Source organism: Nonomuraea sp. ATR24, from assembly GCF_041950485.1.
Lineage (GTDB): Bacteria > Actinomycetota > Actinomycetes > Streptosporangiales > Streptosporangiaceae > Nonomuraea > Nonomuraea ceibae.
Map to the genome: position 1 here is coordinate 44,026 of NZ_JBGNUU010000008.1, position 19,622 is coordinate 63,647.

At 70.5% G+C, this 19,622-nt stretch carries 16 protein-coding genes; 9 read left to right on the forward strand and 7 right to left on the reverse strand.

The genetic code is table 11. From position 1 onward, the window contains the following. Window positions 1-93 precede the first annotated feature (93 nt). The gene (locus tag ACBI99_RS21190; RefSeq protein ID WP_375073189.1) at window positions 94-846 is read left to right on the forward strand and encodes an alpha/beta fold hydrolase; all 753 of its coding nucleotides are present in this window, start codon (window positions 94-96) and stop codon (window positions 844-846) included. Between the two features lie 70 nt (window positions 847-916). Then, entirely contained in the window at window positions 917-1,789 is an 873-nt protein-coding gene (locus ACBI99_RS21195; protein ID WP_375073190.1) for an oxidoreductase, read from the forward strand. A 342-nt stretch (window positions 1,790-2,131) separates the two neighbouring features. Here the strand turns inward: ACBI99_RS21195 and ACBI99_RS21200 are convergent, their stop codons facing one another. Next, window positions 2,132-5,437: a BTAD domain-containing putative transcriptional regulator gene (locus tag ACBI99_RS21200; protein ID WP_375073192.1), complete on the reverse strand. Its 3,306-nt coding sequence runs from the start codon at window positions 5,435-5,437 to the stop codon at window positions 2,132-2,134. 144 nt (window positions 5,438-5,581) lie between these two features. On the opposite strand from ACBI99_RS21200, the gene ACBI99_RS21205 reads away from it, so the two are divergent. The 3 genes from ACBI99_RS21205 (at window position 5,582) to ACBI99_RS21215 (ending at window position 7,615) form a co-directional block, all read left to right on the forward strand. After that, complete coding sequence (locus ACBI99_RS21205; RefSeq protein WP_219510521.1) at window positions 5,582-6,343, forward strand: SDR family oxidoreductase; 762 nt, start codon at window positions 5,582-5,584, stop codon at window positions 6,341-6,343. Between the two features lie 176 nt (window positions 6,344-6,519). Then, window positions 6,520-6,981 (forward strand): nitroreductase family deazaflavin-dependent oxidoreductase, encoded by a 462-nt coding sequence (locus tag ACBI99_RS21210; RefSeq protein ID WP_375073193.1) that lies wholly within the window; start codon window positions 6,520-6,522, stop codon window positions 6,979-6,981. A 148-nt stretch (window positions 6,982-7,129) separates the two neighbouring features. Further along, on the forward strand, window positions 7,130-7,615 hold the full coding sequence (locus tag ACBI99_RS21215; RefSeq protein WP_219510519.1) for a pyridoxamine 5'-phosphate oxidase family protein: 486 nt from the start codon (window positions 7,130-7,132) through the stop codon (window positions 7,613-7,615). Between the two features lie 138 nt (window positions 7,616-7,753). Here the strand turns inward: ACBI99_RS21215 and ACBI99_RS21220 are convergent, their stop codons facing one another. Next, window positions 7,754-8,725: a nitrilase-related carbon-nitrogen hydrolase gene (locus tag ACBI99_RS21220; RefSeq protein ID WP_375073196.1), complete on the reverse strand. Its 972-nt coding sequence runs from the start codon at window positions 8,723-8,725 to the stop codon at window positions 7,754-7,756. Between the two features lie 142 nt (window positions 8,726-8,867). On the opposite strand from ACBI99_RS21220, the gene ACBI99_RS21225 reads away from it, so the two are divergent. From ACBI99_RS21225 to ACBI99_RS21235, 3 genes are all read left to right on the forward strand, one after another. After that, window positions 8,868-9,749, forward strand: a complete 882-nt coding sequence (locus ACBI99_RS21225) for a LysR family transcriptional regulator (protein ID WP_357584974.1) — start codon at window positions 8,868-8,870, stop codon at window positions 9,747-9,749. A gap of 379 nt (window positions 9,750-10,128) precedes the next feature. Then, complete coding sequence (locus tag ACBI99_RS21230) at window positions 10,129-10,569, forward strand: DUF6196 family protein (protein WP_219510516.1); 441 nt, start codon at window positions 10,129-10,131, stop codon at window positions 10,567-10,569. An 84-nt stretch (window positions 10,570-10,653) separates the two neighbouring features. Next, window positions 10,654-11,166 carry a nitroreductase family protein gene (locus tag ACBI99_RS21235; RefSeq protein ID WP_357584970.1) on the forward strand — a complete coding sequence of 171 codons (513 nt, stop codon included), beginning with the start codon at window positions 10,654-10,656 and terminating at the stop codon, window positions 11,164-11,166. A 109-nt stretch (window positions 11,167-11,275) separates the two neighbouring features. On the opposite strand, the gene hutH is transcribed toward ACBI99_RS21235, so the two are convergent. Further along, complete coding sequence (hutH, locus tag ACBI99_RS21240; protein WP_219510513.1) at window positions 11,276-12,904, reverse strand: histidine ammonia-lyase; 1,629 nt, start codon at window positions 12,902-12,904, stop codon at window positions 11,276-11,278. Window positions 12,905-13,259: 355 nt separating this feature from the next. Here hutH and ACBI99_RS21245 point away from each other — a divergent pair, with 355 nt between their 5' ends. After that, complete coding sequence (locus ACBI99_RS21245) at window positions 13,260-13,811, forward strand: tyrosine-type recombinase/integrase (protein WP_375073197.1); 552 nt, start codon at window positions 13,260-13,262, stop codon at window positions 13,809-13,811. Between the two features lie 623 nt (window positions 13,812-14,434). On the opposite strand, the gene ACBI99_RS21250 is transcribed toward ACBI99_RS21245, so the two are convergent. The 4 genes from ACBI99_RS21250 to ACBI99_RS21265 form a co-directional block, all read right to left on the reverse strand. Next, the gene (locus tag ACBI99_RS21250; RefSeq protein ID WP_219510511.1) at window positions 14,435-14,902 is read right to left on the reverse strand and encodes a hypothetical protein; all 468 of its coding nucleotides are present in this window, start codon (window positions 14,900-14,902) and stop codon (window positions 14,435-14,437) included. A gap of 481 nt (window positions 14,903-15,383) precedes the next feature. Then, window positions 15,384-15,680 (reverse strand): hypothetical protein, encoded by a 297-nt coding sequence (locus tag ACBI99_RS21255; protein WP_375073198.1) that lies wholly within the window; start codon window positions 15,678-15,680, stop codon window positions 15,384-15,386. A gap of 177 nt (window positions 15,681-15,857) precedes the next feature. Beyond that, complete coding sequence (locus ACBI99_RS21260) at window positions 15,858-17,849, reverse strand: S9 family peptidase (RefSeq protein WP_375073199.1); 1,992 nt, start codon at window positions 17,847-17,849, stop codon at window positions 15,858-15,860. Continuing rightward, entirely contained in the window at window positions 17,846-19,621 is a 1,776-nt protein-coding gene (locus tag ACBI99_RS21265; RefSeq protein ID WP_375073200.1) for an N-acetylglutaminylglutamine amidotransferase, read from the reverse strand. Before ACBI99_RS21265 ends, ACBI99_RS21260 begins: the two co-directional genes overlap by 4 nt. Window position 19,622: the final 1 nt, after the last annotated feature.

Sequence of the window (19,622 nt, forward strand, 5' to 3'; positions counted from 1 at the left end):
CCTCAGGCTAGTCCCCCGTTATGCAGTTCTTGCATCACGAGGTGCAATACAGGACTTGGACGCCTACGCCGGCACGGTGGTGTCATACCTGGCATGACCATTGTCTTTGTCCACGGCGTCCCGGTGACCTCTGCGGTCTGGACCCCTCTGATCAGCAAGCTGCCGAAGCCCCGGCGGCAGGACGTCGTCCGGCTCTCACCTCCGGGCTTCGGCGCCGCACTTCCTGCGGACTTCGGTGCCACCTTCCTGGACTACCGGGACTGGCTCATTGACGAGCTGTCGCGGCTCGGCACCCCGGTGGACCTGGTCGGTCACGACTTCGGCGGCGGTTACGTGCTGGAAGTCGCGATGGCCCGTCCCGACCTGGTGCGCAGCTGGACCAGCGACACCATCGGCGGGTACGAAGCGGGCTTCACGTGGCATGAGATCGCAAAGACCTGGCAGACACCAGGGGACGGGGAACGCCACATCGAGGACACCTTCTCGGGAGACGCCGCGGAACGGACGGCGCGCATGATCTCGTGGGGCATCCCGGAGCCGGCGGCCGGCCAGGTGGCGCTCGGGCAGGGCCCCGAGATGGGCAGAGCCATTCTGTCGCTGTACCGCTCGGTGCCCGAGAACATGCTGGCCGAACGCGGGCGCGATCTGGCAGCCGCAGCGGCCCGGCCCGGCCTGGTTCCCGTGGCCACCGACGACCTCACTGCCGGCAGCGTTGCCCTCCGCCACCGGGCCGCCCAGCGCGCCGGCGCCCGTGCCGTCGACCTCGACGGGCTCGGTCACTGGTGGATGCTGCAGGACCCGGCCCGGTCCGCCCGCATGCTGTCGGACTTCTGGGACAGCCTGTGAAGCGGCACCTCCGGAAACCATTGATCTTGACCACCGCGCAACCCGATCACGGAAAGATCGCCCTCACCTCATGACCATGCACATCCCCGAGCAGACCGGCCGGACCGTCATCATCACCGGCGGCAGCAGCGGCATCGGCAAGGCCACCGCTGCCGCACTGGCGGCGAAGGGCGCCCGGGTCATTCTCGCCGTGCGCGACCAGACCCGCGGGCGCGCGGCCGCCGCCGAGATTGGCGGCCTCACCGAGTCACGCCCGCTCGACCTCGGGTCGCTGGCCTCCGTGCGTGAGTTCGCCCGCACGGTGGACGGCCCCATCGACTATCTGATCAACAACGCCGGTTCCATGACCCATACCCTGCAGCACACCGCCGACGGCTTCGAGAGCCAGCTCGGCGTCAACCATCTCGGACACTTCGCACTGACGAATCTGCTCCTGAGCCAGATCGCCAGGCGGGTGATCACCGTGTCCTCCACCAACTACCGCAACGCGCACATCGACTTCGAGGACCTGCAGTGGCAACGACGGCCCTACCGGCCGTTCGGCGCCTACGGACAGACCAAGCTGGCCAACCTGCTGTTCACCCGAGAGCTGCAGCGCCGCCTGGACAGGGCCGGCTCACCGATCCTGGCCACGGCAGCGCATCCCGGCTGGGCAGCCACCGGATTCACCATGACCACCGGCCGGCGGATCCTTGACCACACCCTCGCACTGGGAACGCGGCTCCTGGCCCAAAGCGCCGAAGGCGGGGCCCGGCCGACCCTGCTGGCCACCGTCGGCAACGTCCCCGGCGCCAGCTTCTCCGGCCCCAGCCGGTTCGGGGTACGCGGCCCCGCCGCCCTCGAAGAACTGTCCGGTGAAGCCCTCGACGATGACACCGCGCGAAAGCTCTGGGAGGTTTCCGAACTCCTCACCCATGTCAAGTTTCCCCTGCCCACCGCCTGAGCGGCCGGTCTGACCAACTGGCGCCGTGGCTTCACGACTTCCGGGGCTGTAGCGCCGCAACTGCTGTCCACGACGTCCATGACGACCTCCAGGCGCCGTCCGGGCAAGATCGCCGCCACCGAGCAGCCAAGCCGGTCCCAAGAAACACCAGCTCAGAACAGGTCTACGAGCCTGAAGCGGTACAGGCGCGAGCGGCTTTCGCGTGTCTGCCTTGGGAGGGGCCCTGCTCGGCCATCGTCAGCGCGAGGGGCTCCGCAGGTGGCGGCGGCCGGGTAGCACGAGGGAGGTGACGGTTCGAGCGGCGGCGGTCAGTAGGCTCCCTTGCCTGGCGGGTCATCCATCTCACGCGTCGAGCCCCTCCGCGTCGGCGTCCGGGCCCAGGGCCGGCCCCTGGTCGAATGCGGCCTCGAAGCCTGCGTCTCCCAGCGCTGCCTTGAGCGCGGCGGTGATCCGGTCCACGTCGCCACGCTCGGCCGCCGGCAGCGGGGCGCCCGCCGAGGCGCGGGCCGCGGCCGCGGCGCCCAGCAGGCGCGCGGCCCGCACATGGTCTCCGGCGAGGGCCCACGCCCCGGCGAGCCCTTCCCGGGCCAGGGCGACGGCCCGGGGATCGCCGGTGTCCCGGGCCGCGGCCAGCCCTTGCAGGTGCAGCGCTCGTGCCGTCTCCGTGTCCCCGCGCAGTTCCGCGATGAAGCCGAGCTCGGCCAGGATCAGCGCCGCACCGTACTCCGCGTCGAACTGCCGGTTCCACTCCAGCCAGCGGCGCAGGTACGACTCCGCCCGATCGAACTGACCCTGCCGACGCGCCCCCAAGGCGAGCCCGATCTCGGCGAACTCCTCGGCCGGCTGGTCCCCCTGCTCGACGGCAAGACGCCGGCCTCGCTCGTGGAACTCCTCCGCCCTGGCGTGGTCGCCGGTCAACAGGGAGATCCTGCCGAGTTCGGACCAGCGCATCGAGGCGTCGGTCCACAGTCCCAGGTCCTCAGTGATCTGCAGTCCCTCCCGGTGCAGGCGGCCGGCCTGCGGATAGTCCCCCTCGATCTCCGCCACCCGCCCGAGCACGGCCATGGCCTGCGACTGCCCCCACCGGTCGCCGATCTCGCGGAAGAGCGCGAGGCTCTCCTCGGCCTCGCGCCGGGAAGCCTTGAGATCGCCGCACACGTACGTCTGCATCCCCCGGGCGCTGAGCCCGGCCGCGAGCGCCCAGCGGTCGCCGAGCGCGCGAGACCCGGTCAGCACCCGGTTCAGCAGTTCCTCGCCCACCGCGAATTCTCCGAACCGGGTGAGCGCGAAGCCGAGCAGCCAGCCCGCCCTGGTCCGTTCGCGCGGGTCGCGGATGCCCTCGTACACCTCCAGGACGGCGCGGCTGTGGCGTGCCGGCCCGTCGGGGGCGCCGGAAAGCAGGCTCATCCCGGTCTGCCAGGCCACGGTGCCCGACCGGTCCGGCACCCGATCGGCGGTGGCGCCCTCCGCCGGGTCCGGCGTGCCCGCGTCGGGTCCGGGAGGATCCTGCGGCTGGGCGAGGGCCAGGGCGAGGTAGCGGTTGGCCTCGCTGAGACGGCCGCGCAGGAACCAGTACCAGGTCATCGCGTGGACGAGCCGACGCATCAGATGAGCGTCGCCGTCGGCGGCGGCGCTGTCGAGGGCGCTGCGGAGGTTGGCGGTCTCGGCGTCCAGGCGGCGCAGCCCGTGCTGCTGGTTGGCGCCGCGCAGTAGGGGGTCGGCCCGCTCGGCGAACGCCGCGTAGTAGTGCGCGTGGGCGCGGCGCACCCGCTCGTGCTCGGATTCCCGCAGCCGCTCCAGGAGGTACGCCGAGACCGATTCGAGCAGCCGGTACCGAGGGCCGTCCGCCTCGTGGGCGACCAGCACGAGGGAGCGGTCGACCAGGCGGGTCAGCAGGTCCAGGACCTCCGCGGGCTTCACGCCGGCGCCGGCGCATACGGCCTCGGCGGCCTCCAGGGTGCAGCCGTCGGAGTGGACGGCGAGCCGGCGCAGTACCGCCTGCTCGGCCGCGGTGAGCAGTTCCCAGCTCCAGTCGATCATCGCGCGCAAGGTCTGCTGCCGCGCGGGGGCGCCCCGGTGGCCGCCGGTGAGCAGCCGGAACCGGTCGTCCAGGCGCCTGGCCAGCTCATGCACGCCGAGCACTCGTACCCGGGTGGACGCCAGCTCCAGGGCCAGCGGAATCCCGTCGAGCCGGCGGCAGATGGAGACGATCGCCTGGGCGTTGTCCTCGGTGAGCTCGAAGCCGGGGGAGGCTGCGGCGGCACGCTCGAGGAACAACCGCACCGCGCTCGACGCGCGCAGCACCGCCAGGCCGGCCGAGCTCCCGGGCAGGTCGGGCGGGGGCAGATCGAGCGGGGGCACTGTCCAGACCCACTCTCCCGGAACGCTCAGCGGCTCCTGGCTGGTGGCCAGGATCCGTACGTACGGGGCGTTGCGCAGCAGCGCCTGGACCAGGTCGGCGGCGGCCTCGATGACGTGCTCGCAGTTGTCCAGGACCAGCAGCAGGCGCTGGGAGCGGAGCGCGTCGGACAGCCGGTCGAGCAGTGTGTGCGGCCGCCTGCCCGGCAGGGGGCCAGGATGGGCGTCGTCCCGGATTCCCAGCGTCGTGGCCACTACCTCGGCCAGTTCGTCTTCCGTGGCCGAGGTGCCGGGTCCGGTGGAGAAGGCCTGCGAGGCGAGCTCCACGAGCCAGACGCCGTCGGCGTACGAATCGGTCAGGCCGGAGGCCACCTCTACCGCCAGGCGGGTCTTGCCGACCCCGCCGGGGCCGGTCAACGTCACTACGCGGCCTGCCGCGATCAGGGCGCGGATCCGCTCCACGGGCTTCGACCGTCCGATCAGGCCGGTGGCCGGGGTGGGCAGGTTGTTGTGGCGGCGCGGTGCGGGCGCGGGTGGCGGGACGGCCCGCAGAGCCGGGTCCTGTCGCAGGACCTCCTGCTGCAGGGCCGCCAGTTCGGGGCCCGGCTCAAGGCCCAGCTCCTCCTCCAGCCGGCGGCGTAGATCCTGGTAGCTGTCCAGGGCCTCGCTGGCCCGGCCCGCGCCGTACAGGGCGCGCATGTGTGCCGCGCGCAGCCGCTCCCGCAGTGGGTGGCGGGCGGTCAGGTCGCCGAGTTCCCCGGCGAGAAGGCTGTGCTCGCCCAGTTCGAGGCGGGCCTCGGCCTGCTCCTCCAAGGCCAGCAGGCGCTGCTCCTCCAGGCGCGTGACGGCTGCGCGCGTGAAGTCCTCGTCGATGAAGTCCGCGAAGGCGGGACCGCGCCACAGTGCCAGCGCCTCGGTGAGAAGCCCGGCACGCTCGCGGGGGTCGGCGATGGCACGGGCGCGCGTGGTGAGCGCGCTGAACCGGCCCGCGTCCACCGCGTCGTCCGCCACGTCGAGGACGTAGCCGGGTCCCCGGCGTAGCACCAGCTCCTGTTTCCCGGACCGGCCAAGTGCCCGCCGCAACCGCGACACCAGGGTCTGCAGGGCGCCTGTGGGATTCGCCGGCGCCGCGTCCCCCCACAGTTCGTCCACGAGCCGGTCGGCGGAGACCACCTGCCCCCAGGACGTCAGCAACGCCGCGAGCAGTGCGCGCACCTTCGACTCGGGCACCACCACGAGTTCGCCGTCCGCCGACCAGACGGCGAGCGGACCCAGCACCCCGAAACGCATGGACTCACCGTACGGCCACGTCGCCCCTGCCTGGCCTGTCAGCCCACCGCAAGCAGACCGAGAGAAAACCGCGAGCCCGGTCCCGCACGCTCTGGTGTGCCGGTCGGACCGGCACCCACCCGAACGTTTGACCAGGGAGTCACCATGAGCAGGTTCGCAGGCAAGAAGGCCGTCGTCACGGGCGGCACTCACGGAATGGGCCTGGCCATCGTCCAGGCGCTCCTGGAGGGCGGCGCCGAGGTCGTCCTCACGGGCCGCAACGAGACGAAGATCGAGCAGGCGCGCACCGAGCTCAAGCCGGACTCCGCGCACGTCGTGCGCTCCGACGCGGCCAGCATGGCCGACATCCGCGCGCTCGGCGACACCGTGCGGGACAAGCTCGGCCGCATCGACTACCTCTTCGTCAACCACGGCATCGCCGAGGTGCAGACGCTGGAGGAGGTCACCGAGGACTCCTGGGACCGGCACTTCGCCGTCAACGCCAAGGGCGCCTTCTTCACCGTGCAGAGCCTGTCACCGCTGATCAACGACGGCGGGGCGATCGTCTTCACCACCGTCGCCAACGACCTGATCTTCCCCGGGCTGAGCGCCTACTCCGGCTCCAAGGAAGCGGTGCGCGCGGTCTCCCACGTCCTGGCGGCCGAGCTCCTGCCCCGCAAGATCCGCGTCAACTCCGTCGCCCCCGGCTACATCAAGACCCCCACCATGGGCGTCGCCGGGCTGAGCGAGGAGGAACGCCGTGAGTTCGAGCTGCAGGGCAGCCAGACCACTCCGCTCAAGCGCAACGGCACCGTCGAGGAGGTCGCCGCCGCCGCGCTCTTCCTGGCCGCCGACGCGACCTTCACCACCAATGTCGAACTCCCGGTCGACGGCGGCTTCGCTCAGGGCCTCAGCGGCGCCCACTGAGCCGACCCCCGCCACCAGCCGCCGCCCCGCCCACGGGCAGGACGGCGGCCCGTGAACAGAAAGGTCACGACCATGAGCATCGATTTCGACACCTTCACGATCCCCGTCCATCCGGCCAGGCGTGAGCCCGCGGTCGGCGCCGAGCCCGTCCGGGGCAGCACCGAGGGAGGCCGCTGATGTGGGACGACGCCGCGGACAGCCCTGACCCGTCAGTCGCCGAGCACGTGCGCCGCTATCTGGCCACGGACGGCCGCGACGGCTACCTGGAAGGAGGGGTGACCAACCTCGTCCTCACCGTCAAGGGACGCAAGTCGGGCCGGTGGCTGCGCACGGGACTGTTCTTCGGCGAGGACGACGGCCGCTACGTGCTGGTGGCGTCCGGCTCGGCCATCACCCACACGCATCCCGGTTGGTACCTCAACGTGGTGGCCAACCCGGAGGTCGGCGTGCAGATCCTCGGCGAGCGGTTCACCGCCAGGGCGCGTACCGCCGAAGGGCCGGAGCGGGAGCGGCTCTGGCGCATGATGACCGAGCTCGCGCCGGTCTACCGAACCTACGAGGCCAGGAGCCGTAGGAAGATCCCCGTGGTCGTCCTGGAACCCATCAGACCAAGGCAGACAGATCCACACCCGCTGTAGGAACCCACGGACGTGACTCAGTGCGGACGGATCTCCCGACCCCATGGCCAGGACGGTCGTCATGGCCTTCCGCCTGCGCACCCCCGTCGCGTCCCGAACCGGCCCAAGGATCCGCCCCCGCAATCGTTCGAGCAGCAAGGAGACAACGATGACCAACCACGTGGCGTCGTTCGACGAGATCAAGGATGAGTTCGACACCTACATCGGCGACATCGTGTATGCGACCATGACGACGGTCGACCAGAAGGGACGACCCCGTGCACGGGTGCTGATCCCCGTCTGGGAGAGCGTCGACGGCCTGCCACTGGGCTGGCTCGCCACCTACAAGACACCTGTCAAGGCCGCCCACCTGGCGGGCAACCCGCACAGCACGTTCTCCTACTGGACGCCGCGGCAGAACGCGGTGAGCATCGACACCGTCGCCACCTGGGTCGACGACCTGGAGACCAAGCGCCACGTCTGGGACCTTTACCGGCGTACGAGCCCCCAGGGGGCGGGCTACAACCTGGGCAACTTCTGGCGCGACCCGGAAGACCCGAAACTGCACGTCCTGCGGCTGGAGCCGTGGCGCGTGCAAGTGATCAGACGCGGCAACCTGCCCGGCAGACTCTGGTACGCGCCAGGGAAACGCTGAACGACCTGAAGACACCACCGAGCCGCCCCGGTCGGGCTCGTCGTCAGTCCTCCCCCATGACATGATCAAGCTCCTCGTCATGGGGCGCCCGACCACAGGTCCAGGACGCCGTCACGGGCTTCGCTGAGCGGTGGCCGATCAGCTCCGGTCAGATCGCGGGACGCGGAGGATGGGCACTGGATCGGCGGCGAAGCGCGCGGTGCGCGGATCGCGCTCGTCGCCGAACCGGCGGGTGAGGATGTCGTACAGTTCGGGACGCCGGCCCTGCAGCCAGCGTCGTCCGGTGGACAAGGGCAGCAGGCTCAGGTCGAGGTCGGCAGCGACCATGGCATCAGCGGCGGCCCAGGTCTCGGCGAGGACGCGGCCATAGGGGTCGAGGATCATCGCGTTGCCGGTGCGGATCTCGTCATCGTCCTCCCCGACACCATTGCTGAACACGACGAACAGGCCGTTGTCGTGGGCCCGGGCGGGCAGCCAGCGCATCAGCCACTCGCGTCCGTTCGGTCCGCGCAGCTCCGCTTCGATCGCTTCGGGGTCGTGGTGCCTGCGGTGCCAGAGCTCCGCAGGGATGGGCCGCATGCCATGTGGGCTGCGGGAGGCGGTGCCGCCGGTCTGGTGCGGCGCGATGAGCACGGAGGCACCCATCAGTGCGGTCGCCCGTACGTTCTCGACCAGGTTGTTGTCCCAGCAGATCAGGATGCCCGCGCGTACGCCCCACGGAGTGTCGAAGACGGTGTAGGCATCGCCGCTGCTGATCGCCTCGTGTTCGAAGGCGTGCAGCTTGCGGTGCCGGTGGACCTGCCCGTCCGGCAGGCATACGGCATAGCTGTTGAACAGCCGCCCCTGCTCGCCGGCCTCCAGGAACCCCACACCCACAGCCACACCGCGCTCCACCGCCAGATCGCGTACGCGGCCGACGGATGGCCCCGTCAACGGCTCGGCCAGCTCGCGCAGCCGCTCGGCCGAATGCCGGCGCAGGTGCCAGTAGCCCAGCAAGCACATCTCCGGAAAGGCGACGAGGTGCGCCCCACCGCCGACGGCCTCCCGCACGTAGTGTTCGACCCGGCCCAGGTTGTAGGCCTTGTCATCCGGCCGGTGCTCGAACTGCACGCTCGCGCATCTCAACCCGTCGCCGTTCGCCTGGCCTGGCTGCTCCATCATGGCCTCCCGTCACCCGTTCAGGACACCAGGACATCGCACGAGACTCCGATGCGTCCAATGAATGTTTTATGGCGTTCCATAGGATGAACGAATGGACATCGGTCTGCTCCGCGCCTTTCTCACCGTGGCCGAGCAGCGCAACTACGGGCGCGCCGCCCGGCTGCTCCTGGTGACGCAGCCCACGCTGACGAAGCAGATCCAGTCCCTGGAGGCGCAGGTCGGGGGCCGGTTGTTCCACCGCGGGCGCCACGGCGCCACACCGACCGAGCTGGGAGCGGCCCTGCTGCCGGAGGCGCAGGATCTGGTGCGACGGGCCGACGCCTTGGCCGTGCGGATGGCCAGGATGGCCGGCGGCGAGATCGGCAGACTGTCGGTCGGCTTCGGGCTCTCCAGCATCGACCTGACTCCGCGCCTGGTGGCGGCCTTCCGGCGCAGCCGTCCCGACGCGTACGTCACGCTGGAGGACATGTCCTCCCAGGAGCAGCTCGACAGGCTTCGCGCTGACGAACTGGACGTTGGCTTCGTCCGCCTTCCCGACGAGGACGGCTGGGGGCGGCTGATCCTGGGGACCGACCGCCTTGCGCTCGCCTCGGCCGATCATGGAGATCCCCCTCCGCCTGACCCGGCAGACATCTCACGCTGGGTGGATCGCCGGGATTTCGTCCAGTTGGTGACAGCCAGAGGCCCAGGACTGGCACGTCAGATCAACCGCTTCTGCACCGCCGTCGGGGCCCGGCCCAGCATCGTCCAGGAGGCGCATGACCTGCAGACCGTGCTGGCGCTCGTGGCTGCCGGGAGCGACGCCGCGTTCGTCCCGGCGAGCGCCGCCCGCATCGCTCCCTCGCCGATCATGATCACGCCGCTCCGGCATCCGGCAGCGGAGTGGCGCATCGCCGCGGTCTGGAATCCCGGTCATCTTCCGCCGTTGGTCGCGAGCTTTCTCGACCTCGTCCGCGATGGCTCGGCTCGATGAGACGCAGGTGTGGCCACGCGTCAGATGGATGACGAAAGATGGCCGCCGCGACGCTGCACGCTGTAGCGCGCCTGCCTGCCCGGCCCCGGCTCGTGGCTCCTTCTCGCGCGGCGCTCTCCGTGTGCGGAGGGACGGCCTCTGAACAGCCGTGACACCGGCCGTTCCGGCCAGGACCGTGGCCATCAGACCTTTGCCTCAGCTCATACTTGCCTCTCAGCCCGAAGAGCAGGATCTGCCTCCGGACGCCTTTGGGCGGCGAGGCGACCCGGGTTACCAACCCTGCCTGAGCCGGGGGCGTCACGTCCGGCGGGCCGTGGGAGGATCGCGTGCGTCCGCTGATCGAGTCGGGTCACGGTAAACGAATCGGAGGTCTCGTTCCATGGTCAGCGTCAGCAGGGAGACTCCGGAACAGACTCATGAGCGCCTCCGCCGCGTGATCACGATGGCGGATCTCACCGTGCACGATGGTGTGTGGTGCTTCGAGGAGTTCCCCGCCGACCGCCCGCCGGCACTCACCGCTGACACCTTGGCCGTGGTGCGTGACAGCGAGAGCTGGAGCCGGCTGGTCCCGCTGCGCCCCGGAGTCGCAGACGTCGAGCACTTCGGGATCTTCTCCTTCCATTTCCCGGCCGAACTCGACAACAGCGGCTTCGTCGGCTGGCTGGCCGGCCACCTCAAAGCCGAGTTGGGGACCGGTGTGTTCGTCATCTGCGGCAGCAACCGAGCTCGGGGCGGCATCTATGACTACTGGGGCTGCCCGGTCGACCTCCTGGCGGAGGCCGTAGTGATCGTTCGGGCGCTGCGCCTTGCCCAGGGTTGATCAACCAGCGGCACCGGCCCCCGGATGTCCCGTCCGCCCGCGTTCAGGACCGTGATGGATGTGCCGCCCCACTCCGATGTGTCGATGCTGACGTCCCTGCGGGCGAGCCGGTGGTTCACCACGGCACCCGTCAGCGACGAGGAACTGCGCCAGGTGCTGGAAGCCGGCCGCTGGGCCGGCTCGGCCCGTAACCGGCAGCCGTGGAGGTTCGTGGTCGTACGCAGCGGTGCAGTCCGCCGCCGGCTTTCGGGCCTGGGCGCCTACGCCGCGCACCTCGCCACGGCGCCGGTCGTGATCGCCCTGGCCGTCGACGAGGACGCCGGCGGTGAGGACGCCCAGTTCGACGCGGGCCGCGCCGCGCAGAACATGATGCTCGCCGCCCACCTGCAGGGCCTGGGGAGCTGCCCCGTATCGTTCTTCCCCGCCACCAACGCCGACCTGGCCGGCCGGATCTGCCGGCTCACACCGCCCTGGCGAGTGCGTACCGCTGTATGCCTGGGCCACCCAGCCCCTGCCCCGACCGGCAAGTCCGCCATCCCCACCGGCCGCCTGCCCCTGGCCGCACTCGTGACCGAGATCACTGATCCGACCGGCTGAGCCGGCCTCATGTGCCTGACAAGATCCCATCTTTCTGCGCTGCAAGAAGGGATCAACAACCCAGGACAACGATCGCTGTACGGCGGCCGGGCAACGGTGCTGCGGTTGATCATTCCAGTGGCCCGACAGCCGCTTGGACGGCCTTGGAGATGGTGCCGGATCGTAGGAGGTCGAGGGCGGTCGCCATCTCCGTCTCGAACCATCGGTCACCGTGGAGGGCCGGCGGGATGGCGGCGCGGATCACCTTCAGCGCGGCCTGGGTTCCCGTGCCGAGGGGGAATGCGGCGGCCTGCGGTTCGACCAGTGACAGTGCCTGGGCGGCCATCAGCATCTCGACGGCGACGATCTGTTCGACGTTGGCCACGATGGTGCGGGTTTTTCTGGCGCACCAGGTGGAGTTGGAGACGTGGTCTTCCGCGTTGCCCTTACCAGGAATGGAATCGATCGAGCCGGGCGTGGCCAGCGTGCGGTTCTCCATCACCAGGGCGGACATGGAGCATTGCATGGCCGCATAGCCGGTGTTGACGCCTGGGAGTCCGGCGTTGAGGTTGCGTGGCAGGCCATAGCTCATGGTGGGTTCGATGAGGCGGGCAAGGCGACGCTCACTGATGGACCCGAGATCCGTCAGGGCAATGGCCATGAGGTCCATGACCTGGGCCAGCGACTGCCCGTGAAAGTTGCCCCCCGAGATGACCTGGTAGTCATCACCGCTAGCGAACATCAGCGGGTTGTCGGTCGCCGAGTTGATCTCGACGCCCAGAACCCGATCGGCATAGTCGAGCGCATCACGTACGGGCCCGTGCACCTGCGGAGCACACCGGAACGAATAGACGTCCTGAATTCGCGGCGGCGCCGCTTGACCCTCCGCCCGATTCTCATCCGGAAAGACCACCTGCCGCGCCGACGGTGAGCAGCGTCGCGAATCGCCTGCCATCCTGAGCACGTTGCGGGCGGTGCGCTGTTGACCCGGATGCGGCCTGGCCTGGTGCACCGGTGGCTGAAAGGCCGCCAGCTCACCACGCATCGCCTCCAGACTCATGGCCAGGGCGATGTCGGCAGCCTGCACAACAGATCGTGCATCGTGTGCGGCCAACACCCCCAGAGCCAGCGAGACGGTGCAGCCGTTGAGCAGGGCCGCGGCGTCCTTGGCGCCCAGCCTCATGTCCACAGCGAGCCCGGCGGCGGCGATCGCCTCCCGCGCGGACAGCGACTCGCCCTGGTATTCGATCCGCGCCTCGTGAAAGCCGCTGAGGGCAGCAGCCATGTACGCCAACGGCGCAAGATCTCCGGACGCACCCACCGAACCCTTGCACGGGATCACCGGGTGCAGGTTCCGGTTGACAAAGTCCAGCAGCCGGTCGACGACAGCGACGGTGGGCCCGGAGAAACCGGCCGCGAAGGCGTTCGCCCGTAACAGCATGGTGGCCCGGACCACATCCTCCTCATAGGGTTCCCCGACACCGACCGCATGCGCCTTGATCAGCTGGTGCTGGTAGAGCTCCATTTCGGCAACCGGCACCCGTCGATCCTTGAACAGCCCGACTCCCGTGTTGAAGCCGTACATCAACGGTGCCTCATCATGCATCCAGTGCGCTTCGATGTAGGCCCGAGCCCGGCTCAGCCGCTCCCGCGCTGCCGATGCCAGCGCAACCTCCTCGCCAGGGGCATACTCGTCGCGGCGGGCCACCCGTACGACCTCGGGCGCGGTCAGGCTCTCTCCATCGATCATGATCGTCATGCTTGACCAATGTGCCAGCTCTTCTTACACGAGTCCAGATCAACAGTGAACCGTCACCCGGACCGCACGTGAGACCCACCCGCGCCGGCCACCGAGCCGGCCCGTCCGGCGCTACGCGCCCACAAACGCCGGCGCGCCGAATCGGGCGACCGCGGCCAGCGCGAGGCACCACCCATCACCATCGACGCGCTGCGCGCCATGGTGACCGCCTGCGACCTGAACGCGCCCGTCGGGCGGCGCGACCGGCTGCTGCCCGGCCTGGCCCTGATGGACAGTTCCCCACGATGCCCCCACGCCGATCCCCGCTATCGAGATCGTCATTAGGGGCGCAACTATGCCATATCGGGCTTCGGACATGCTGGCGTCTCGCGGGAGAACATCCACCTTGGCACCGCGTCGGGGGCGAAGACGTCCCGGCCCGCTGGACCGGAACTATTTGACGACAGGTTCGCGGACCGGGGGAATCCCCGACCGGGATCGCCCGAACTTGCGTCGAGAGCAAGGCTCCCATGACAGCCTCGAGGGCATCCGTCCGATACTCAGCACTACCTACCGCAGGGCGCTGCATCGCTCGCTGGAACGCTGTGACATCCAAGACGAGTACGGCCGGCCTGTTCACCTCACCCCGCACCAGTGGCGCCACACTTTCGGCACCATGTTGATCAACCGAGACGTGCCCCAAGAGGTCGTTCGCCGGATCCTGGACCACGACTCTCACCTGATGACCGCACGCTACGCACCAGTGGCGCCACTGCCGACCGATCCTCGCCTGGGTTCGCGGCCGGCGTGGTCGCGAACCCAGGCTCGCTCGCAGCGTTCGCCGACCCCCAACTGGCCGGCGACAACGTCCAGGACCTCGTTCGGCACCTCCAGCCGCACCGGATGCGCCGGCCGCGATGCCCCATGATCAGGGCCATGTCCTCGTTGTCGAGGAAGAAGATCTTCTCCATCTCGGCCCGAGAGTGCGGACCGTCGGGCTGTCACATACTCGCGATGCTCACCCAGCATCACACCCGTAAAATGCCACACCCGGTCGGGCGGGTCGGTGAGGTGATTCAAGAGCGAACACCTATGAAACACCACTTACAGCCGGACGCGTAGAAGGCGAACGCTGTTTCATAGGTCAGTGCAAACATATAGCCGCCTGAAACACTTCTGTGGTGCGCGACGACGACTACCTCCATGTCGTTTTCCGAAGTGGGACAGCGTTCCTGTCCGCAGTCCTCTACACTCCGTATAAAGCTGTCGAAGGCGAGCCATCCGTGTCTACTGTCCTAATCGGGTGCGGATGAGGTGGTGTCGGGCTGGTGGAGGCGCGCCTCAGCGATCAGCGCCCCTGTTGCACGCTTCCGCCGCCTGCGTATCCGCTGAAAGGTGAGTGCCGCCATCCACGAGGCCTTCCTCAAGCTGGCCTGCGCGCTCATCTGCTGGCGGCGCCTCACTTGAGTGCGTTAGGCGCTCTTAGAGATCGCTCCCGATGCAGCAGCGGGTCTCCAGGTGAGCGGCCATGGAAAGTGCTGCTGGATGGACTTATGCCAGAACAGGAGCGGGGCGGGTACGGCGCTGATAGGAGCGGGTGCCCAATGCGAGGGCCAATCCGAGGCCCGCGAAGGCCAGTCCGCCCACGTAACCGACCCAGGGCGACCAGCCTTCCTCGACGGCCCTGAAGCCCACGGCCGAGGCGATCAAGGTGGCGGTGCCGTAGGGGGTGAGGATCAAGGCTCCTGCCCATCCCGGGACCAGCAGCAGCCGGCGCGGCAGCCGTTCGCCCCACGGGCGGGCCAGCGCGACCAGGAAGAGCACGCCCCCGAGGGCGCCCAGAGCGGTGAAGTCGATCCCGTGGCGTTCCAGCCAGACCAGGGCCTCGGGCGCGCCGTTGGCCAGCATCTCCGCCCCCAGGTCGCCGGCCGGTCGGCCGGCGTTCCCGCCGAAGGCCCAGTAGGTCTTCATGGCGATGTACGGGGTCAGAGCGGCGATTCCGAACCACGTTGATCTCATGCCCTCGATCATGGCGGTGCCACGGGGGACGCGCCTCACGCCTGGGAGCCAGGTGGCTCCCCCGCTGGGGGGATTGCACCGCGGTTGTTCTGGGGCCATTGACACGGGTCTTCCAGGAACTCCCAACGGGGCCGGCTCCCTGTGCTGGTCGGTCCAGCTCGACGGCCGACCCGGCCTGGTGGGATCGACAGGAGCTGGGAAGGAGTGCTCCGCTGCCATGGGGCCGACGAAGGATTGCCTCTGCGGCACCAATGCTCCCGGCCATGCGTTCTCTGTGGTCGTCATGGTTGGATCAACGGCTCCGACGTGGCCGCCGGACTCGCTCCTGGTGACGTCTACCAAGAGGACCCTTGGCCGCACACCAGGATCATCATGTCCGTCTATCTGGAGAAACTCGTTTTCGCTCCGCTCACAATCTCAGCGGGTGCAAAGACAGGCGCTCGAGTCGGCACGTCCGCCGGGCTTTTCGGTAAGGGGGAGATCAGGTTCGCCCCGGCGAAAGGCAGGCCCGACATGATTCCCGGATTCGGATGCAGTGGCCGACGACGCTCCTGGCCTCGTTGATCGCATTGCGGAGACCGTCCAGCGCATCGGCGGCATGGGACGGTACGTGCCTGATGGCGCGCCGCATCCGGTGCAGACCGATGACGTCATCAGCGGTCAGTACCCGGACGGACATGCCGCGGTGGGGTGGGGTGGACCAGCAGGCGTTCGTGCGAGGGGAGCCGGAGGCGCGCCAGTCGTAGCCGTCGAGCCAGTACGTCACCAGCCTGCGCATGGACGAGGGCGGCGGCCCGGCCTACCACTCGTGAGAGGTGACAGCGTCGGGGCAGCGGGTGTCGCGCAATCGGCGGCGCAGGTCGTCGGGGGCGGCCTGGAAGTCGATTGTGAAGGTGCGCATGGGTCCTCCCGGAGGTGAAGGGGTGTCACGGGTCACCGCAAGGGAGGGTCGCGGTCAGGCGCGGTCCGCGAAGGAGCCAAGGAGCTGGTGTTCGAGCCAGCCGGTGACCTTGCTGATGAACGCGACCCGGTTGGCGACCTGCCGGATGTGATGCCCCTCGTCGTCGAACAGCAGGCTGTCACAGGGCAGGCCGAGCGCCGCGGCGGCGGCCAGCACCTGTTCGGCCTGGTGGAAGGGGACGTTGGTGTCGTGGCGGCCGTGCACGACCAGGAGCGGGGCGCGCAGCCGGTCGAAGGCGCGCAGCGGCGACAGGGCGCGCAGCAGGTCCCGGTCGGTCTCGGGATGGCCGTACTCGCGGACGGCCGCCGCCGCGACCCACGGGTCGGTGCGTTCGTAGAAGGTGGCGAAGTCGGCCATGCCGCACACCTCGACCCCGGCGCGGAACAGCGCGGGATGGGCGACCAGGGCGGCGAGCGTGAGATAACCGCCGTACGACCAGCCCATGCAGGCGATCCGGGACGGGTCGGCGGCGCCCAGCCGGACGAGCTCGGCGACGCAGTCGGCCACGTCGTCGACGGCGCGGAAGCGGCGCTCGCGGTCGTCGGCCTCACGGAAGGCGCGCCCGTAGCCGCCGGAGCCGCGCACGTTCGGCGCGAACACGCCGATGCCGTGAGCGAGAAGATGCTGGTAGAGCGGGTTGTACGTGGGCCGTTCCTGGTCCTCGGGGCCGCCGTGCAGGTGGACGACGTACGGCGCGGCGCCCCGGGCCCGTGCGGGGCGATACAGCCAGGCGGCCAGGCCGAGGCCGTCGCGGGCCGGGAAGCGCACCGGCTCGGCCTCGACCGCTTCCGGCAGGCGTCCGGCGCCCGCGACGTGCTCGTACGCGCCGGTCTGCAGGTCGCACGCGTACACCTGGGACGGCTGGGCGGGGCCTTCGGCGGCGAGCACGGCCACGCCGCCGTCCAGGGAGACGCGGACGGAGGTGACGACGTCGGCGGGCAGCCCGGGCAGCGGGACGGTGAGCCCGGTGCGCGGGTCGAGGAGCTCCAGGCGGGAGCGGCCGTGCTCGTTCCACACCAGGACGGCGTGCCGGCCGTCGGCGCTGAGCGCGAACTGGTCCAGCTCCGCGTCCGCCCGCTCCGCCAGCACCTCCGGCTCCCCCAGCCCCCGCCGTAGCCCTCGACCCGAACCCTGCCAAAGACCGCCATCCGAACCACGCAGGAGAGCGCCGCCGGAGCCGTGCCGGAGGCCCCCGCCCGAGCCCGCCCAGAGGCCACCGCCAGAGCCGCCACCTGGGCCGCCACCTGGGCCGCCACCTGGGCCGCCACCGGGTCCACCATCGGGGCCGCCGAGGGTGCCCTGCCAGGGGCCCTCGTCGGAGGCCTGCCACAGGCCGTCGCCGTGGACGGCCACCAGGGCGGTGCGGTCGCGGCCGGCGTCGGTGAGCAGGTAGGCCGTGTGCCCGTCCGGGGCGAGGATGCCGTAGTCGGTCGTCCCCGGCAGCCCCGCGAGCAGTTCGTGCTCACCGCCCCCCGCGTGCCGCACCGACATGCGGCGCGCCCCGCGGGGCCCGTGCCGCAGCAGGACGGTGGCGTGGTCGCGGCTGACGGCGGCGGGCCGCAGCAGCGGGCCGGAGGCGACGATCTGGCGTCCGCCGGTGGCGGCGTCGACGATGACCGCGTCGGTGCGCCCGCCGGCGTGGGTCTCGGCGACCAGCAGGTCCTCGCCGCGTTCGGTCCATCGGATGAACACCGCCGACCCTCCCGGGGGCGCGGCGAGGGGCCGCAGGTCGCCGCCGTCCGGCCGTACGGTCCAGACCTCGGTGTGCTCGCCGCCGCCGGGGGCGAGCAGGACGGCCAGCCGCGCCCCGGTCGGCGCCCAGTGCACGTCGACGACGGGGTGGGGGCCGGTGGGGACGGGCCGGGGCTCGCCGCGCGCGGGCCGGGTCCAGGCGCGCGGCGTGCCGTCGCGGTCGCTGCCGTAGACGACCGCCGAGCGGTCCGGGGCCGGGGCGGGCGCCCAGCAGGACCACGGGAGGTGGGTCACATGCCGTGCGCTTGCAGCCATAGTTCCAGCAGCCCGACCTGCCACAGCGTGTTGACGCCGGTGGCGGCCCGGTCGCGGCCGGGGTCGGCGAGCAGCCCGTCGACGTACTCGCGCCGGAACAGCCCGCGTGAGCGCGCCGCCTGGCTGGTCATCGCGTCGCGTAGCAGGTCAAGGAGCGGCCCGTCGGGGTGGCGGACGGCGGGCACCGGGAAGTAGCCCTTGGGCCGGTCCACGACCTCGGCGGGCAGCAGCTTGCGGGCGGCGTCCTTGAGCACGCCCTTGCCGCCGCCGGCGAGTTTGAGCCCGGCGGGGCAGGCGGCGGCGAGTTCGACGAGTTCGTGGTCGAGGAAGGGCGTGCGCGCCTCCAGCCCGTGCGCCATCGTCATGTTGTCGACGCGTTTGACGGGGTCGTCGGCGAGCATCGCGGTGGTCTCCAGGCGCAGCACCGCGTCGAGCGCGGTCGCCGCGCCGGGCCGGTCCAGGTGGCTGCGGACGAACTCGCCGCTGACGTCGCGCTCGACGAGGTGCTCGGGCGCGAGGACGCGCGCCAGCTCGTCGTGCGGGCGGTCCCTGAAGGCGGCCAGGTACGTGTCCGCCGCCTGTTCGCGGGGCACCCCGGCCAGCGGCGGGAACCAGTCGTAGCCGGCGAACACCTCGTCGGCGCCCTGCCCGGACTGCACGACCTTGACGTGCCGGGACACCTCGCCGGACAGCAGGTGGAAGGCGACGCAGTCGTGGCTGACCATGGGCTCGCTCATCGCCGCAACCGCCCGTTCGATCCCGGACAGCAGCGCGGAGCCGGGCACGCGGATGCGGTGGTGGTCGGTGCCGAACCGCTGCGCCACCAGGTCGGAGTAGGCGAACTCGTCGCCGCTCTCGCCTGCGGCGGACTCGAAGCCGATGCTGAACGTGGCCAGCCCGGACTGTCCCTCCTCGGCGAGCAGGGCGACGATGAGGCTGGAGTCCAGCCCGCCGGACAGCAGCACGCCCACGGGCACGTCGGCGACCATCCGCCGCCGCACGGCGGTGCGCAGCGACTCCAGGACGGCCTCGCGCCACTCCCCGGCGTGCGGGGGCCGGTCGGCCGGCGTGTGGTCGGGCTCCCAGTAGCGCCGTTCGGTGACGGTCCCGTCGGCCTCGTAGGTGCGTACGGTGGCCGCCGGGAGCTTGCGGACTCCGGCCAGGATGGTGCGCTCGCCGGGCACCAGCGAGTGGAAGGTCATGTAGTGGTGCAGCGCGGTCCGGTCGATGGCGGTGTCGACGCCGCCGGTGGCGAGCAGGGCGGGCAGCGTGGAGGCGAAGCGCAGGCGGCGGCCGTCGGCGGCGAGGTAGAGCGGTTTGACGCCGAGCCGGTCGCGGGCTAGCGTGAGCCGGCCGCCGGCGCGCTCGGCGACGGCGAAGGCGAACATGCCGGCGAAGCGGTCCACGCACGCGGGCCCCCACCGGTGGTAGGCCTTGACCAGAACCTCGGTGTCGGAGCCGGAGAAGAACCGGTAGCCGGCGCGGCGCAGTTCGTCGCGCAGTTCGCGGTAGTTGTAGAGGCAGCCGTTGAAGACCGCCGCCAGGCCGAGTTCGGCGTCGACCATGGGCTGGGCGGCCTTCTCGGACAGGTCGATGATCTTCAGGCGGCGGTGCCCGAGCGCGATCGGGCCGCGTGACCACAGGCCGGAGCCGTCGGGGCCGCGCTCGTGCATGGCCTCGGTCATGCGGCCGACGGCGCCGAGGTCGGCCTTGTGCCCGTCGAAGCGGATCTCGCCGCTCAGCCCGCACACG

Bases quoted from the DNA above. Each gene is read 5' to 3' on its own strand.
- ACBI99_RS21190 (WP_375073189.1), top strand. From the start codon at position 94: ATGACCATTGTCTTTGTCCACGGCGTCCCGGTGACCTCTGCGGTCTGG.
- ACBI99_RS21195 (WP_375073190.1), top strand. From the start codon at position 917: ATGACCATGCACATCCCCGAGCAGACCGGCCGGACCGTCATCATCACC.
- ACBI99_RS21200 (WP_375073192.1), bottom strand. From the start codon at position 5,437: ATGCGTTTCGGGGTGCTGGGTCCGCTCGCCGTCTGGTCGGCGGACGGC.
- ACBI99_RS21205 (WP_219510521.1), top strand. From the start codon at position 5,582: ATGAGCAGGTTCGCAGGCAAGAAGGCCGTCGTCACGGGCGGCACTCAC.
- ACBI99_RS21210 (WP_375073193.1), top strand. From the start codon at position 6,520: ATGTGGGACGACGCCGCGGACAGCCCTGACCCGTCAGTCGCCGAGCAC.
- ACBI99_RS21215 (WP_219510519.1), top strand. From the start codon at position 7,130: ATGACCAACCACGTGGCGTCGTTCGACGAGATCAAGGATGAGTTCGAC.
- ACBI99_RS21225 (WP_357584974.1), top strand. From the start codon at position 8,868: ATGGACATCGGTCTGCTCCGCGCCTTTCTCACCGTGGCCGAGCAGCGC.
- ACBI99_RS21230 (WP_219510516.1), top strand. From the start codon at position 10,129: ATGGTCAGCGTCAGCAGGGAGACTCCGGAACAGACTCATGAGCGCCTC.
- ACBI99_RS21235 (WP_357584970.1), top strand. From the start codon at position 10,654: ATGCTGACGTCCCTGCGGGCGAGCCGGTGGTTCACCACGGCACCCGTC.
- hutH (WP_219510513.1), bottom strand. From the start codon at position 12,904: ATGACGATCATGATCGATGGAGAGAGCCTGACCGCGCCCGAGGTCGTA.
- ACBI99_RS21245 (WP_375073197.1), top strand. From the start codon at position 13,260: ATGCTGGCGTCTCGCGGGAGAACATCCACCTTGGCACCGCGTCGGGGG.
- ACBI99_RS21250 (WP_219510511.1), bottom strand. From the start codon at position 14,902: ATGAGATCAACGTGGTTCGGAATCGCCGCTCTGACCCCGTACATCGCC.
- ACBI99_RS21255 (WP_375073198.1), bottom strand. From the start codon at position 15,680: ATGCGCAGGCTGGTGACGTACTGGCTCGACGGCTACGACTGGCGCGCC.